This is a genomic window from Kitasatospora sp. NPDC094028 (genome assembly GCF_049543595.1).
Taxonomy (GTDB): Bacteria; Actinomycetota; Actinomycetes; order Streptomycetales; family Streptomycetaceae; genus Kitasatospora.
This window is the reverse complement of the sequence record NZ_JBMVFA010000017.1, coordinates 1-14609: the sequence shown is the minus strand read 5'-3', so window position 1 is coordinate 14609 and position 14609 is coordinate 1. Positions and strand designations below refer to the sequence as shown.

The window sequence follows — 14609 nt, the reverse complement described above, 5'->3', positions numbered from 1 at the left end:
CCACCGGCGGCGGGCCCTGGCGGGCGCCACCGTAGCGGAGGCCACTGACAATTCACCCTCCGGACGGGTACGGTTCCGCGCGGTGCGCGTCCGCCGAGACCCGGTGGGTGCGCCAGGTCCGGTCCTGACACCATGGGACCGAGATCACGACACCGTGACACCCTCGGAGGAGTCAGGAACATGAGCACGCACTACGACGTCGTCGTCCTCGGCGCGGGCCCCGGCGGGTACACCGCCGCCGTCCGTTCGGCGCAGCTGGGCCTGAAGACCGCGATCATCGAGGCCAAGTACTGGGGCGGCGTCTGTCTCAACGTCGGCTGCATCCCCTCCAAGGCCCTGCTGCGCAACGCCGAGCTGGCGCACATCTTCACCAAGGAGGCCCAGACCTTCGGCATCAAGGTCGAGGGCACGGTGAGCTTCGACTTCGGCGAGGCGTTCAAGCGCAGCCGCTCGGTGGCGGACGGCCGGGTCAAGGGCGTCCACTACCTGATGAAGAAGAACGGCATCACCGAGTACGACGGCTGGGGCACCTTCGTCGACGACCACACGCTGCAGGTCGCGCTGAGCGGCGGCGGCTTCGACGTCGTCACCTTCGACCACTGCATCATCGCCGCCGGTGCCACCACCCGTCTGCTGCCGGGCACCGAGCTGAGCGACCGCGTGGTGACCTACGAGGAGCAGATCCTCACCGAGGAGCTGCCGGGCAGCATCATCATCGCGGGCGCCGGCGCGATCGGCGTCGAGTTCGCGTACGTGCTGCACAACTACGGCGTGAAGGTCACCATCGTCGAGTTCCTGGACCGCATGGTGCCGCTGGAGGACGTCGAGGTCTCCACCGAGCTGGCCAAGCAGTACCGCAAGCTGGGCATCGAGGTGCTGACCTCCACCCGGGTGGAGTCGATCGACGACAGCGACCCGAACGCCAAGGTCCGGGTCACCGTCACCAAGGACGGCCAGCAGCAGGTGCTGGAGGCCGACAAGGTGCTCCAGGCGATCGGCTTCGCGCCGCGCGTCAACGGCTACGGCCTGGAGAACGCCGGGGTCAAGCTGACCGACCGCAACGCCATCGCGGTGGACGGCCGGGGCCGCACCAACGTGGACCACATCTTCGCGATCGGCGACGTCACCGCGAAGCTGATGCTGGCGCACGCCGCCGAGACGATGGCCGTGATCGCCGCCGAGACGATCGGCGGGGCGGAGACCATGGAGGTCGACTTCGCCATGATCCCGCGCGCCACCTACTGCCAGCCGCAGATCGCCTCCTTCGGCTACACCGAGGCCCAGGCCCGCGAGCTGGGTCACGACGTCAAGGTCGCCAAGTTCCCGTTCACCGCGAACGGCAAGGCGCACGGCCTCGGCCACCCGATCGGCTTCGTGAAGGTGATCAGCGACGCCAAGTACGGCGAGCTGCTCGGCGCCCACCTGATCGGCCCGGAGGTCACCGAGCTGCTGCCCGAGCTGACCCTGGCGCAGCAGTGGGACCTCACCGTGAACGAGGTGGCGCGCAACGTGCACGCCCACCCGACCCTGGGCGAGGCGGTCAAGGAGGCCATCCACGGCCTGGCCGGGCACATGATCAACATGTGACGCGGATGCTTCCGCCGCCGCCCTGCCGAGCGACCGCCCGGCAGGGCGGCGGCGTGTCCGGGCCCGGCCGCAGCCCCTGCGGAGATCGCCGCCGCATGGGACTCTGGGGAGTGAAGCCGGACGGACCGCCGCCGTCCGGGCCCGGCGGTCGCCCGTCGTACGGACGGGCAGTGGCCGGGCGCCGGTGCGGTCGGCTCGGCCGGCGAAGGAGGAACTCGTGTCGGACGAAGCGTTGATGGGCGACCAGGTGTACCAGCCGGACGGCTCGGAGGTGCAGGACGACATCGGGCCCCTGGAGCCGGAGGACACCCTGGAGGACCGCGGCCTCGACTCGGCGCTCGACGAGGGCTACGCGCCCCCGGAGCGCCCGCTGGCCGTGCGGCGCCACGGTGTGACCGCGGCGGAGCAGCGGGTGCGCGAGAGCCTGGACCAGCGGCTGGCGGAGGAGCTGCCGGAGGTCGCGGCGCCGGACGGGGACGGCATCGGCGACTGCTACGGCACCGATGGCGAGCCGCTCGACCCGGAGGCCGGAGAGGTGCGCACCGGGCGGCTGGTGCTGTCCGCGGGGTCGCGCAGCGACCTGATCGCGGAGGACGTGGGGATCTCGGGCGGCGCCGCCTCGGCGGAGGAGGCGGCGATGCACACCACGGACGACCCCGAGGCCATCATCGAGTGACGGGCGCCGGGTGACGGCCGTCCGATGACGCGCGCCCGGCGGGGGTCAGTCCCGGCCGGAGACCAGCCCGAGGTGCCCGTCGAAGCGGCGGTAGAGCACCCGCCCGCGCCCGCTGGCGGGGTGGGCGAAGAACAGGAACGGCAGTTCGGCGGCGGCCAGCCTGTCGACGGCCTCCTCCTCGGTGAGCCGGGGCGCGCCGTGCGGGCTGAGCGTGATCGGTGAGCTGCGGCGGGCCGCCGGGCCGGCCGGGAGGGTGCGGGCCAGCCGGTAGCCGGTCGGCCCGACCCGGTAGACGACGGCGTCGGTGCCGGTCGCCGGGTCGGTGAACAGGTGGATGTCGTAGTCCATCGCGTCCATGGTGCGGGCGGCCGCCTCCGGCGTGCACCGGACGAGCCGGGGCCGCTTGCGGCGTGCGATGCGCGGGGCGCCGTCCGGCGGCGGGGCGGCCGCGACGGACGCGGCACGGACGGCGGGGACCGCCCAGGGGCGGGGTGCCCAGGCGCCGGTGGCGGCCCTGATCCGGGCGCGCAGTGCCTCGACGACCCGGTCCAGCGGGTCGCCCGGGCCCGTCGCCGTCGCCTGGACCCGGATGCGGCGCCCGTCCACCTCGGCGTTCACCTGGGCCAGCACGGCGTCGTGCGCCCGGAGGCCGCCCGCCGCGGTGGCGAGCCGGACCCGCAGCGACTCCACCAGGGTGCCCTCCTCGGCGGCGGCCGCGACGGCGGCGACCCGGGCCCGGGCCTCGGCCAGGACCTCACCGGGAACCACCCCGAACGCCCGCACCGTCACCAACTCGCCCATCGTCCAGGCCCTTTCGCCACACCGGCACGGCCGCTCGGCGCGCGCGGCGACCAGCATGACCGACCCCGCGCCGCCCGGTCCAGGGTCCAACGGCCCCAGGGGGGCGCCGATCGCGAGCGCGGTCGGCGCACGGAGGCACCACCCGGTGCGGCGGCGTGCGCCCGGCGGGATCCGGCCGTCACGCGGCCGGTGCCACGGTGAACGGGGGTGCCGGGAGGGGCTGTTGGGACGGGAACGGCCGGCCCGCCGGGCGGCGGGTGCCGCGCCCGGCGGACCGGCCGAGGAGGTTCCGGTCCGGTGGCGGTCAGCGCAGCCGCGTGCGCAGCCACCCGGTGACCTCGGGGGTGACCGGGTCGGTGATGTCCGCGAACTCCTGGTGCTTGACCAGGAACTTGGCCACGTACGGGCAGACCGGCACGAGGCGCAGGCCGTTCGCCCGCACGTCGGTCAGCGCCTCCTGGACGAGCTTTCCGGCCAGGCCCTGGCCGGCGTACGCGTCGTCGATCTCGGTGTGGAAGAAGACGCGCTGCGCGTCGCGGTCGCGGTACTCGGTGAAGCCGGCGAGCCCGCCGTCGACGTGGATCTCGTACCGCTGCCGGTCCGCCGCGTGCTCGACGACGACGTTGCTGCTGGGCGTGGACATGGGCCGCCTTCCGCTGGGGCGTTCGCCGGGGCTTTCGCCGGACGCCCGGTGGACGTCCGGTGGGACGGGGGTGCCGGTCGGGGGCCGGTCAGGCCTTCTTGACCACGCTGGACTTGAGCTGCATGGCGCCGAAGCCCTCGATGCGGCAGTCGATGTCGTGGCCGTCGACGCCGTCGACCAGGCGGATGTTGCGGACCTTGGTGCCGGCCTTGATGCCGGAGACGCTGCCCTTGACCTTGAGGGCCTTGACGACGGTGACGGTGTCGCCGTCGTTCAGCACGTTGCCCACCGCGTCCTTGATGACGCGCTCGCCCGAGCCCGACTCGGCGCCGGCCGCGGCGGGCTCCCACTCGTGGGCGCACTCGGGGCAGACCAGCAGCGCGTTCATCTCATAGGTGTACTCGCAGGAGCACTGGGGGCACGGGGGCAGGTTGTCACTCATGCGACGAGGGTAGCCGACCTGCGGAAAGTCCGAATCCATCAGATGTCGAATGTGTGAGTTGCGAAATTCTTCAAGTCCGCACATGATGTGGGGCTGTCCGACCGGTTCAGGGCGCCCGCGACGGCCCAGGCGGGCCGGCGGGCGAGGAAAGGGTTTCAGCGCATGGCAAGGGTCGTCCAGCATCAGCCGCGGGAGCACGGAAGCGCCGTGGTCCGGTCGTGAGCGCCGTCCTCGACCGGGTGCGTGCCGTCCTGCCGAACCGGCGGATCCTCGCCACCATGGGCCGCTCCCCGCGCAAGGACGTGCTGGCGGGCCTCACCGTCGCCGTCGTCGCGCTCCCGCTGGCGCTCGGCTTCGGCATCTCCTCGGGCGCGGGCGCCGAGGCGGGACTGGCCACGGCCGTCGTCGCCGGGGCGCTCGCCGCGTTCTTCGGCGGCTCCCACCTCCAGGTGTCCGGCCCGACCGGCGCCATGACCGTCGTCCTGGTCCCGATCGTCGCCCGGTACGGCAGTGGCGGGGTGCTGACCGTCGGGCTGCTGGCCGGCCTGATCCTGGTCGCCCTGGCGCTGCTGCGGGCCGGGCGGTGGATGGCGTACGTGCCGGTACCGGTGGTGGAGGGCTTCACGCTCGGCATCGCCGGGGTGATCGGCCTGCAGCAGGTGCCCGGCGCGCTCGGCGTGCAGAAGCCCGCGGGCGACAACCCGGCCGTCGTCGCGGCCAGGGCGCTCGCCGGCTTCGCCTCGGCGCCGCACTGGGCGGCCCTCGCCGTCGCCCTGGGCGTGGCCGCGCTGATGCTGGTCGGCGCGCGGCTGCGGCCCGCGCTGCCGTTCTCGCTGATCGCCGTCGTCGCCGCGACCCTGGCCGCCAGGGCGGCCGGCCTGCCGGTCGCCACCATCGGCCACCTGCCGGCCGGCCTGCCGGCGCCCTCGCTCGCCTTCCTGGACCTCTCGGCCGTCCCCTCGCTGCTGCCCTCCGCCGCCGCGGTGGCGGCGCTGGCCGCGCTGGAGTCGCTGATGTCGGCGACGGCGGCGGACGCGATGAGCGTGTCCGAGCGGCACGACAGCGACCGGGAACTGTTCGGCCAGGGCCTGGCCAACCTCGTCGCGCCGCTGTTCGGCGGCGTCGCCGCCACCGGCGCGATCGCCCGCACCGCCGTCAACGTCCGCTCCGGCGCCGTCTCCCGGCTCGCCGCGCTCGTCCACGCGGGCGTCCTCGCGGTGATCGTGCTCGCCGCCGCGCCGCTGGTGGCGGGCATCCCGCTCGCGGCCCTGGCCGGGGTGCTGATCGCCACCGCCGTACGGATGGTCGAGGTCGGCTCGCTGCGCGCGATCGCCCGCACCGGGCGCGGGGAGGCGGTCGTCCTGGCCCTCACTGCCGCCGCCACGCTGGCCTTCGACCTGGTCACCGCCGTCGTGGTCGGCCTGCTGGTCTCCGGGGTGCTGGCGCTCGCGGCGGTCGCCCGGGCGGCCCGGGTCGAGCAGGTCCCGCTGCACGCCGACCTTCCCGCGGCCGACCACCACGCCGAGGAACAGGCGCTGCTGGCCGAGCACATCGTCGCCTACCGGATCGACGGGCCGCTGCTGTTCGCCGCCGCCCACCGCTTCCTGCTCGAACTCACCGAGGCCGCCGAGGTCAGGGTCGCGATCCTGCGGATGTCCCGGGTCAGCGCGATCGACGCCAGCGGCGCGACCGTCCTCGGCGACGCCATCGCCAAGCTGCGCCGGCGCGGCACGCTCGTCCTGGTCTCCGGCATCCGGGACGAGCACCACCGCCCGCTCGACGCCCTCGGCGTCCTCGACGGGCTGCGCGCGGACGGCCACGTCTTCGACGGCACCCCGGAGGCCATCGCGCACGCCCGCGCCCACCTGCACGGCCACCCGGCCTGCGCGGGCGCCCCCGCCGGGTGAGCGGGGTGCGTTCCGCTCAGGCGGTGACCTTGGCGACGAAGGCGGCGATGTTGTCCACCGTGCGGCGGACCTTCTCCTCCAGGCTCAGCGACTCGTGCAGCTTCGTGCCCACCTCCCGCTTCCCGCGCACGTAGAGCGAGCACGCGAGGTCGGCGCACATGTAGGCGCCGACTGAGTCGCCCTGCTTGCCGGCCTTCCCGGCGCGCGGCGCGACCAGCAGCGAGACGCCGCCGGTGTGCGTGGTGACGCAGAGCGAGCAGATGCTGCGCCGGGCCTGCCAGGATGCGGCGCCGGAGGAGCGCAGCGCGACGGCGACGGTACGGCCGTCCAGTTCGGCGGCGAGGTAGGCGCGGTCGGGCGCCTGCGGGTCGCGCCAGCCGAGGAAGTCGAGGTCCTCCCACGGCCGTTCGGCCAGGTCGTGCGGGATGTGCAGGCGCTTCGCCTCGCCCTTGGTGCAGTTCACGAAGGCGGCGCGGATCTCTGGTGCGGTCAACGGCTTCATAGGAGCCAACGTAAATTACCTAGGAGTCTTAGGCAAACGTATAATGGCCTCAGGCGGGAGACGGCGCGGAAGGGAACGGCATGGCACGGGTAGGGCTGAACACGGAACGACTCGCCCGGGCGGGCGCGGAACTCGCCGACCAGGTCGGCTTCGACAAGGTGACGGTCTCGGCGCTCGCCCGGCAGTTCGGCGTCAAGGACGCCAGCCTGTACTCGCACGTCAAGAACTCCCAGGACCTCAAGACCCGGATCGCGCTGCTCGCCCTCGAAGAACTCGCCGACCGGGTCGCCGCCGCCATCGCCGGCCGGGCCGGCCGCGACGCCCTCACCGCCTTCGCCGACGCCTACCGCGACTACGCCCGCGAACACCCCGGCCGCTACGCCGCCGCACAACTCCGGCTCGACCCCGAGACCGCCCGCGCCAGCGCCGCCGTCCGGCACTCCCTGATGACCCGCGCCATCCTGCGCGGCTACCACCTCGACGAACCCGACGAGACCGACGCCGTCCGCCTGCTCGGCAGCACCTTCCATGGCTACGTGACCCTGGAACGGGCCGGCAGCTTCCAGCACACGCCGCGCGGCACCGAGGCCACCTGGCCGCGCATCCTGGACGCCCTCGACACGCTGCTGCGCAACTGGCCGAAGGCCTGACGGCGCGCTGGGGCGGGCTCAGCCCCCGGGCGGGCCGTGGTCCCGCAGCTCGCCGATGACGGCCCAGGCCACCGACACCACAGGCACCGCCACCACCGCGCCCAGCACCCCGGCCAGCACGGCGCCGCCGGTCACCGACAGCGCGATCGCCACCGGGTGGATCCGCACCGACCAGCTCATCACCAGCGGGTGCAGCAGATGACCCTCGATCTGGCCGATCACCACGATCAGGGCGAGCACCAGCAGCGCCACCACCGGCCCCCGGGTCGCCAGCGCCACCAGCGCCGCCACGGCCAGCGCGATCGGCGAGCCGATCAGCGGCACCAGCGCCGCCACGAACTCCAGCACCATCAGCGGCAGCACCAGCGGCACCCGCAGCACGGCCAGCGCGATGCCCACCAGCACGGCGTTGCTCGCCGCCACGATCAGCACCCCGCGGGTGTAGCCCGCGAAAGTCCGCCAGGCGGCCCGCCCCGCCCGGTCCCAGGCCGGGCGGGCGCCGGCGGGCAGCAGGGACTCCGCCCAGCGCCACATCCGGTCGCCGGAGTGCAGCAGGAACACCGAGCAGAACACCGCCAGCGCCAGCCCGGTGACCAGCTCGACGATCCGGCTCGCCTCACTGATCGCCGTGCTCAGCAGTGCCGAGCGGTGCGCCGCGACGAACTCGCCGATCTTCGCGCGCAGGTCCGTGACCGTGCCGGGCCGCAGGTGGAAGGGGGCGCCGGTGAGCCAGCGGTCGATCCGGCCGAGACCGCCGCGCAGCTCGGCGCCCAGCCGGCCCCACTCGTCGGCGACGGTCGTGCCCACCAGCGCCAGGACCCCGCCGACCAGCACCCCGGCCAGCAGGAAGGCGAACAGCACCGCGAGCGAGCGGGGCAGCACCCGGGCGAGCAGGTCCACCAGCGGGCGCAGCACGGACGTGATCACCAGCGCCACGAAGACCGCCACGACCGGCAGGACGAGCCGGGTGAGCACGTCGACGGCCAGGTACGCGGCCACCCCGAGCAGCAGCAGCCGCCAGGTGTACCCGGCCGCGGTGCGCAGCCCCGGCGGCACGTGGTCGCCGGGCGGCGCCGGCCGGGCCCGGCGCGGCGGCATCCGGGGCGTTGTCCGGGGCGTTGTCCGGGGCGGACGGCTGCCGGGCGGCCGGGGGCGCCGGGCCGGGCGCCGACTGCCGGGTCCGTTTGTTGCCACGGACGACCTCCCTCACGCTCGGCCCGGTTCGGACACCGGCCCGACTCGAACAGCGGAGCCGGCTCGGGCGCCGGCCCGACGCGCACACCGGCTCAGTCGGGCGGCTCGTGCGGCTCCGGTTCCCGGGCCGGCTCGGTCTGCCCAGGGGCCGGCCCCTTCCGATCGTCCCGCTCTTTCGGCCCGGGCGCCGTTTTGCCGCCGCCCTCACCGGTCGCCCGTGACTCCGGCGTCTCGACCGGCGCCGGAGGGTCCTTCGGAACGGGCGGGTGCTGCGGTTCGGGCGGGCCCTGCGGTACGGGCGTGTCCTGGTCGGTCATGGATCAACCTCCGGATCGGATACGGGGGTCGCGCGGGGCGGCCGCCGGGCCGGTGTCAACGCTTGAGCTGCTCCTGCGCAGGCTGCTGCAGGTCGTCCCTCATCTTTCGACCGCGTTCCTCGGCCTCGTCCACACACTCCTCTCGGCGGCGGGGGCGAGGTCCGCACCGGGCGGCGTGTGCCCGGGAAGCGGAGTTCCATGCACGGCCCGGTCCGCCCGTGCCGCCGCCCGGGACCAGTCGGCGGGTGTGGCCACGGCGAGACCGGGCAGACGCCGGGGTGGACGAGCGGCCCGTGGCGGCCCCGGACCCACCCGGGATCGCCCGGCGGCCCCGGCCGTCCGCGTTCCAAACCGGAAGCTGAGCGTCGCGGTGGTGGACGAAGGGCCGGTGCGGATCGTCACCTCGGCCGACCAGGATCCGTTCGAGGCCGTCCGGCAAAGGCTCGGAGAGCGCCGTGCCGAGCCCGTCCGCCGTGTCGACGGCCCGCGGTTCTGCGATTCGACCGGCCTGAACATCCTGCCGCGCGCCCGCCCCGCCACGCAGGCGGCCCGGCGAACCCTCGAACTCGCCGCGCCGGGCCCGGCCGTGGCCAGGCTGTTCGCGATCACCGGAGCCGACAGCGTGCTGCGGATCCCTCCCCGATCGCGCGACGGCGCTCGGCCCGGCGGAGCCGCCCGGCCCGCCCGCTGGCCCGCCGGCCCGCAACGAGAGGAGGCGCGTCATGGACCCCGTCGCGAGCACGCCACTGCCTGGCCCCGGCCCCGGGCAGACCAGGCGGCTCGCCCTGGCGGGCAGCGAAGGTGCCGTGCGGCACTGCCGCGACTTCAGCCGGCGGGCCCTGCTGTCCTGGCACTGGCTGCCCACGATCGACGAGGAGCAGCTGGCCGTCGTGGAGGACGTCCTGCTGATGGTCTCCGAGCTGGTCACCAACGCGTGCCTGCACGCCCCCGGGGGGCCGCGTGAACTGCGGTTGCACTGGGACGGCGACCGGCTGCGGGCGGAGGTCACGGACGCCAGCCCGGTGCCTACCCGGTTGCGTCCGAACGCGGACCCGGGCCGCCCGGGCGGTCACGGCCTGCGGGTGGTCGACCGGCTCGCCCGGGCCTGGGGCTCGCTGCCGGACGGGGGCGGGAAACGGGTCTGGCTGGAGGTGTCGTCGCCGCTGGACGGGCACTTCCCACGCGGCTGAACGCCGCAGGTCGAGCCGGTCGGGCCGGCCCGGGATCCGGTTGGGGCGCCGGCGCCGGCGCCGGATCGGGGCCCGGGAAGGGATCGGGGAAGGGCTCGGGCCGGGGAAACGCCGGAATCGGCGGCGGTTCGGGGCGGGGATGGGTGGGGTGGGGTGGGGCGTCGGAACGGCCATGGCCTCGCCCTCCTCGGTCGCCGAGGCTGATGCGCGACCGCCAGGGCCGATCAGGAGGATTCTCACCCGGCCGCGGCGGTCATCGGGCGCGCAGGGCGTGCTCGCACTCGCGGCAGCGCCGGGCGGCAAGCGGGGGCGGGTACCACGGCTCGCCCGGCCGGGCCGGCCGGTAGTGCGCGTGCTCCATCGGGGCGCTCTCCAGCCCGCACAGCGTGTACGGCTGCGGGTCCTCCGGCGCATCGGGATCGGCCCCGGCGGCGTGCACCGCGATCAGAGCGGGCCCGACGCCCTCCGGACCGAGCTCCCCCTCCGGTTCCAGCTCGAAGAGCACGACGATCGATCCCATGCGTCGAGGCTCGGGCACCGCCGACGCTCCCACATCCGGGGTGGGCCGTCCGGGGCCGCGCGAGCCCTCGTGGGGCGGGTCGTCGGATCCCGTTCACCACCTGGCGTTCGTCGGGACGGCATCCCCCGCCTGCACGCGGGCCCGGTGCGACGTAGCGTCCGTGACATGAATGGCGACAACGCTGCCGTCCGGACCGTGGGCGTCCGATCCCTCCAGGAAGTCTTCGACGCGCTGACGCGGACCGGCTGCCTCCCCGGCCCCTCCAGCCGCTACCGGCTCGGCGTGACGAACGCCTACCGGTGGGCGCTCGGCACCCAGGTGGCCGGGCCCATCACCCGCGCGGCCGTCGTGGGCGCCACCATCCCCTCCCGGACCCGACTGCTGGCCGAGTGCCAGGCCGCGGCCGTCGAGATCGGACCCGGAGCACCGGCGCGGACCGATCCCGACTACGCACTCGGCGCCTACGAAGCGATGGCCTGGCTGTGCGGTCACCACGACGAACACCCGTAGGAGCCACCGCCATGCACCCCACCACGCGCCACGCCCACCGCGACCTCCAGGGCCGGCCCGCGCACCCGGCCACGGCGAAGGCCGTCCGCGGCTTCCTGCTCTGCCTGCGCGACGACGCGGGCCGCAGTCGGACGGTCCCGGTGGCCGCCACCGGCCGCGTCGGCCCCGCCGGCCACCCGGTGTACGCGGACCAGCACGGCACGGTGCACGTCGAGATCACCGACGACGGCCGCCACCGCGTCCTCACCTGGGGCTCCGCCCCGATCGTCGCCGCCACGCCGTTGGTGTGACGGCAGCACCCGCGCCGTCGAGCACCGGCGCCGGAAGCCGTGCCGGGACCGTCGAAGCACCAGGAGGTGGTGCCCGACCCGGACCGCCTGTGCGTCTTCCGCTCCCGTCAGCCGTGGGAACGCCATACTGCGAGGATGAGCAGCTCTGGCGACGACCGGCGGGAGCGGGTCACCGACTCCGGCGGGCACACCGGCGAGCCGCACGCGGCGGGGGACCTGGGTGGCCGGCTGAACTGGCTTCGTGCCGGCGTCCTGGGGGCCAACGACGGGGTGGTGTCGACCGCCGGTCTCGTCGTGGGCGTGGCGGGCGCGAACGCCGGTGCCAGTGAGTTGTTGACGGCCGGACTGGCCGGCCTGCTCGCCGGATCCCTGTCGATGGCCGCCGGGGAGTACGTGTCCGTCAGCACGCAGCGCGACTCCGAACGGGCGGCGCTCGCACTGGAGCGCCGCGAGCTGGCCGCCACGCCCGCGGCGGAGCTCGACGAGCTGACCGGCCTGTACGTGGCCAAGGGACTGACGCCGCACCTGGCACGCCAGGTCGCCGTGGAGCTCACCGCGCACGACCCGCTGGCCGCGCACGCCGAGGCCGAACTGGGCATCGACCCGGAGGAACTCACCAACCCCTGGCACGCCGCCTGGGCCAGCTTCACGGCTTTCACGGTCGGAGCGGTGCTTCCGTTGCTGGCCATCGTGCTGCCGCCGGTCGGCCTGCGGATCCCCGTGACGGCCGTCGCGGTACTGGCGGCGCTCGCGGTGTGCGGCTGGGTCTCCGCGCGACTGGGAAGTGCGCCCGTGCGCCCGGCCGTCGCCCGGAACGTCGCCGGCGGCGCCCTGGCCATGGCGATCACCTACGCGGTCGGGGTCCTGCTGCACGCCTCCACGCGCTGAAGGTCGCCCGGCGAAGGTCGGCCGCCCGTCCCGTCGGCCGTCCGGTCAGGGCGACTGCCCCTGCTGTGACGAGTCGTGTCCGGTGAGGTGGTCCCGGACGGCGGCGATGGCGCCGGTGCCGGGCGGGAGCCCCCACACGGGCCGGGGCGGATTCGCCGGCGGGGTCTCTCGCACGCGCCGTGAGCAGCGCCGCAGTTCCTCGGCCGGGGCGCGCAGGCGCAGGGCGGGGAAGAGTCGGTCCTCCGCGCCGCGCAGGTGGGCGCGGAGGACGAGGAGCAGGGTGTCGGTTGCGTGGTGGCGCTCGTCGGCGGGGACGCGCCGGTCGAGGGCGCGGTCGATCAGCAGGCGGATCGTGGTGTGGGTGTGGACGGCGGCGTCGGCGAGCGCGCCGCCGGCCGGGAGGTACCGGCGGACCAGCGGGTGCACGTGCTCCTCCTCGACGGACCGGTGACGGTCGAGGAGGTCCCTCAGCGAGCGCAGCAGTCGGATGTCGTCGTCCGGTGCGGGGCCGCTGTCGGTACGGACGGCGTCCAGTCTGCGCAGGAGGGCCTCCACGGCCCGGTGCTCGGCGCACAGTTCGCTCGGAAACGCTTCGGGGCCGTTCATGGCTGCTCCCGTCCGGCCGGCTGGGGGTGGACCGTGAACAGGCACGCTTGCCCCGTTCTCGCCGCCGCATTCCCCGACTCGGCCGGTGGAGTCCCGGCCGGGGGCGAAGCGCTCGCGGTAGCGGTGGGCGGCCTCGTGCAGGACGTCCGGGCCGAGCCAGGCGAGCGGCAGCGGATCGGCGATCAGCGGCTCGTGGTCGGGGCCGGCGCCGACCACCCGGCCGGTCAGCAGCCAGGGCCGCCGCTCCGGGCAACTCGCGGCCAGGTCCGCGTACTTCATGACCCGCCGGGCCACCCGGTCGGCGGGCGGCCGGGTCCACCAGGGCTCGGGGCGCGGGGGTGTCACGGACAGGCCGGGCAGCCGGACGTCGGCCTGAGAAGGCGTGGGCCCGTGTCGGATTCATCCCGATACGGGTGTTTCGATCCTTGCGTTCCGGGCAGTGGCCCGGGACCGAAGAAGCAAGGAGGGCCCGATGTCGACAGGAGAACTCGTCGCGATCATCGTGCCGATCGCCGTAGTAGTGGTCCTCGTCGCCGTGGCGCTGTGGTTCCTCAACCGCCGCCGCCGGCTGCGGGAACGCTTCGGCCCCGAGTACGAACGGACCGTGGACCGGTCGGACAGCAGGCTGGTGGCCGAACGCGAGCTGCGGGAGCGCGAACTGCGCCACCGCGAGCTGGACATCAGGCCGCTGACGGTCGAGGCGAGGCAGCGCTACGGCCAGAAATGGACCCGGGTGCAGCAGGAGTTCGTGGACCGGCCCGGTGAAGCGGTCCAGGATGCCGACCGCCTGGTCACGACGCTCATGCGGGACCGCGGCTACCCGACGGAGGACTACGAGCAGCGGCTGCGCGACCTGTCGGTCGAGCACGGCCGCACCCTGGAGCACTACCGCGTCGCGCACGCCGCCCAAAGCCGGGCCGGGCGCGGCGAGGCCACCACCGAGGAACTGCGGGGCGCGATGGTGCACTACCGCGCGCTGTTCGACGAGCTCCTCGACGGCGGACCGGGCGCACCGGGCGGACCGGGCGGACCGGGCGCACCGGAAAGGGGCGGGACCGAACGAGGCGGAACGGAGCGACCGAGATGATGCCGACGAACCACGGCGACGAGCGACGGACCTCGACCGAGGACATCCTCGCGGGTGTGCGGGCCGGCCAGGAGCCGGAGGCGAGGGAGCGGCCCGTCTACCCGGGCGAGGCCACCACCACCGCGGCGCAGGAGTCGGGCGCGGACGGTCCGGACGGAGGGGCGGGGCCGGCCCGACGAACGGCGGGCCGGGCCGTCGAGGGCGAGCTGCCGGCGGACGGGGCCGAGCCTGCGGACGACGGCGAGCGGGAGGGGCACGACGCCCTCCTGCCGCCGGGCGAGGCGGACGAACTGCGCGCGCGGTGGCAGGAGGTCCAGACCCGCTTCGTCGACGACCCCCGCGAAGCCGTGCGCGACGCGGACGAACTCGTCGCCGATCTGATGCGCCGCCTGGCCGAGTACTTCGCGGGCCGTAAGAACGGACTTGAGAGCCAGTGGAACCGTGACGGGGACGGGGAGACGGACACGGAGGACCTACGGGTGGCGCTGAAGCAGTACCGTGCCTTCTTCGACCGGCTGCTCAGCAGCTGAGACGGCACGCGGATCCGGAGCGGCCCCATCGGGCCGCTCCGGATCCGCCTGCGGGGGCGGACTGCTCCTCCCCGGGGTGGCGCGGATCGTCACCATCGGTACCAGCGGCCGCGACGGCCGCCGGCTCCGGCGGTGAAGACGAAGCCGAGGACCCAGATGACGAGGACGGCCAGGGCGATCCACCACAGGATGTGAATGGCGAAGCCTGCGCCGCCCAGGATCAGGGCGAGGAGCAGGACGAGGACGAGTATCAGCACGGGAATCGACCC

General features: G+C 74.7%; 18 protein-coding genes. 10 read left to right on the top strand and 8 right to left on the bottom strand.

Translation table 11 applies throughout. The features are described 5' to 3' along the window. Positions 1-180 precede the first annotated feature (180 nt). The gene (gene lpdA / locus ACPC54_RS24205; RefSeq protein ID WP_498967601.1) at positions 181-1587 is read left to right on the top strand and encodes a dihydrolipoyl dehydrogenase; all 1407 of its coding nucleotides are present in this window, start codon (positions 181-183) and stop codon (positions 1585-1587) included. Between the two features lie 235 nt (positions 1588-1822). Beyond that, positions 1823-2263: a DUF5709 domain-containing protein gene (locus ACPC54_RS24200; protein ID WP_498967793.1), complete on the top strand. Its 441-nt coding sequence runs from the start codon at positions 1823-1825 to the stop codon at positions 2261-2263. Positions 2264-2308: 45 nt separating this feature from the next. On the opposite strand, the gene ACPC54_RS24195 is transcribed toward ACPC54_RS24200, so the two are convergent. The 3 genes from ACPC54_RS24195 to ACPC54_RS24185 form a co-directional block, all read right to left on the bottom strand. After that, positions 2309-3064, bottom strand: a complete 756-nt coding sequence (locus ACPC54_RS24195) for a sigma 54 modulation/S30EA ribosomal C-terminal domain-containing protein (RefSeq protein ID WP_498967600.1) — start codon at positions 3062-3064, stop codon at positions 2309-2311. 304 nt (positions 3065-3368) lie between these two features. Further along, complete coding sequence (locus ACPC54_RS24190; RefSeq protein WP_498967599.1) at positions 3369-3707, bottom strand: GNAT family N-acetyltransferase; 339 nt, start codon at positions 3705-3707, stop codon at positions 3369-3371. An 88-nt stretch (positions 3708-3795) separates the two neighbouring features. After that, positions 3796-4149: a zinc ribbon domain-containing protein YjdM gene (locus ACPC54_RS24185; RefSeq protein ID WP_498967597.1), complete on the bottom strand. Its 354-nt coding sequence runs from the start codon at positions 4147-4149 to the stop codon at positions 3796-3798. Positions 4150-4427: 278 nt separating this feature from the next. On the opposite strand from ACPC54_RS24185, the gene ACPC54_RS24180 reads away from it, so the two are divergent. After that, the gene (locus tag ACPC54_RS24180; protein WP_498967791.1) at positions 4428-6056 is read left to right on the top strand and encodes a SulP family inorganic anion transporter; all 1629 of its coding nucleotides are present in this window, start codon (positions 4428-4430) and stop codon (positions 6054-6056) included. A gap of 16 nt (positions 6057-6072) precedes the next feature. On the opposite strand, the gene ACPC54_RS24175 is transcribed toward ACPC54_RS24180, so the two are convergent. Beyond that, on the bottom strand, positions 6073-6558 hold the full coding sequence (locus ACPC54_RS24175) for an FBP domain-containing protein (protein ID WP_498967596.1): 486 nt from the start codon (positions 6556-6558) through the stop codon (positions 6073-6075). Positions 6559-6638: 80 nt separating this feature from the next. On the opposite strand from ACPC54_RS24175, the gene ACPC54_RS24170 reads away from it, so the two are divergent. Next, the gene (locus ACPC54_RS24170) at positions 6639-7208 is read left to right on the top strand and encodes a TetR/AcrR family transcriptional regulator (RefSeq protein WP_498967593.1); all 570 of its coding nucleotides are present in this window, start codon (positions 6639-6641) and stop codon (positions 7206-7208) included. An 18-nt stretch (positions 7209-7226) separates the two neighbouring features. Here the strand turns inward: ACPC54_RS24170 and ACPC54_RS24165 are convergent, their stop codons facing one another. After that, a complete protein-coding gene (locus ACPC54_RS24165) occupies positions 7227-8306 on the bottom strand; it encodes an AI-2E family transporter (RefSeq protein ID WP_498967592.1) in 1080 nt (359 codons plus the stop codon). A gap of 1135 nt (positions 8307-9441) precedes the next feature. Here ACPC54_RS24165 and ACPC54_RS24160 point away from each other — a divergent pair. Continuing rightward, positions 9442-9909 (top strand): ATP-binding protein, encoded by a 468-nt coding sequence (locus ACPC54_RS24160; RefSeq protein WP_498967590.1) that lies wholly within the window; start codon positions 9442-9444, stop codon positions 9907-9909. Between the two features lie 253 nt (positions 9910-10162). On the opposite strand, the gene ACPC54_RS24155 is transcribed toward ACPC54_RS24160, so the two are convergent. Then, positions 10163-10429 (bottom strand): hypothetical protein, encoded by a 267-nt coding sequence (locus ACPC54_RS24155; protein WP_498967589.1) that lies wholly within the window; start codon positions 10427-10429, stop codon positions 10163-10165. 165 nt (positions 10430-10594) lie between these two features. Between ACPC54_RS24155 and ACPC54_RS24150 the strand changes: the two genes are divergently transcribed. The 3 genes from ACPC54_RS24150 to ACPC54_RS24140 all read left to right on the top strand — a co-directional run bounded on the left by ACPC54_RS24150 (position 10595) and on the right by ACPC54_RS24140 (position 12117). Beyond that, entirely contained in the window at positions 10595-10939 is a 345-nt protein-coding gene (locus ACPC54_RS24150) for a hypothetical protein (RefSeq protein ID WP_498967588.1), read from the top strand. A gap of 11 nt (positions 10940-10950) precedes the next feature. Beyond that, a complete protein-coding gene (locus tag ACPC54_RS24145; protein ID WP_498967587.1) occupies positions 10951-11229 on the top strand; it encodes a DUF6296 family protein in 279 nt (92 codons plus the stop codon). Positions 11230-11364: 135 nt separating this feature from the next. Next, a complete protein-coding gene (locus ACPC54_RS24140) occupies positions 11365-12117 on the top strand; it encodes a VIT1/CCC1 transporter family protein (protein WP_498967586.1) in 753 nt (250 codons plus the stop codon). A 45-nt stretch (positions 12118-12162) separates the two neighbouring features. On the opposite strand, the gene ACPC54_RS24135 is transcribed toward ACPC54_RS24140, so the two are convergent. After that, positions 12163-13122, bottom strand: a complete 960-nt coding sequence (locus ACPC54_RS24135; protein ID WP_498967790.1) for a DUF6098 family protein — start codon at positions 13120-13122, stop codon at positions 12163-12165. A gap of 73 nt (positions 13123-13195) precedes the next feature. Here ACPC54_RS24135 and ACPC54_RS24130 point away from each other — a divergent pair, with 73 nt between their 5' ends. Beyond that, the gene (locus ACPC54_RS24130) at positions 13196-13810 is read left to right on the top strand and encodes a hypothetical protein (RefSeq protein ID WP_498967584.1); all 615 of its coding nucleotides are present in this window, start codon (positions 13196-13198) and stop codon (positions 13808-13810) included. After that, the gene (locus tag ACPC54_RS24125) at positions 13807-14340 is read left to right on the top strand and encodes a PB1 domain-containing protein (protein WP_498967582.1); all 534 of its coding nucleotides are present in this window, start codon (positions 13807-13809) and stop codon (positions 14338-14340) included. The genes ACPC54_RS24130 and ACPC54_RS24125 overlap by 4 nt, the downstream gene beginning before the upstream one ends. A gap of 89 nt (positions 14341-14429) precedes the next feature. On the opposite strand, the gene ACPC54_RS24120 is transcribed toward ACPC54_RS24125, so the two are convergent. After that, positions 14430-14597: a hydrophobic protein gene (locus ACPC54_RS24120; RefSeq protein ID WP_498967789.1), complete on the bottom strand. Its 168-nt coding sequence runs from the start codon at positions 14595-14597 to the stop codon at positions 14430-14432. Positions 14598-14609: the final 12 nt, after the last annotated feature.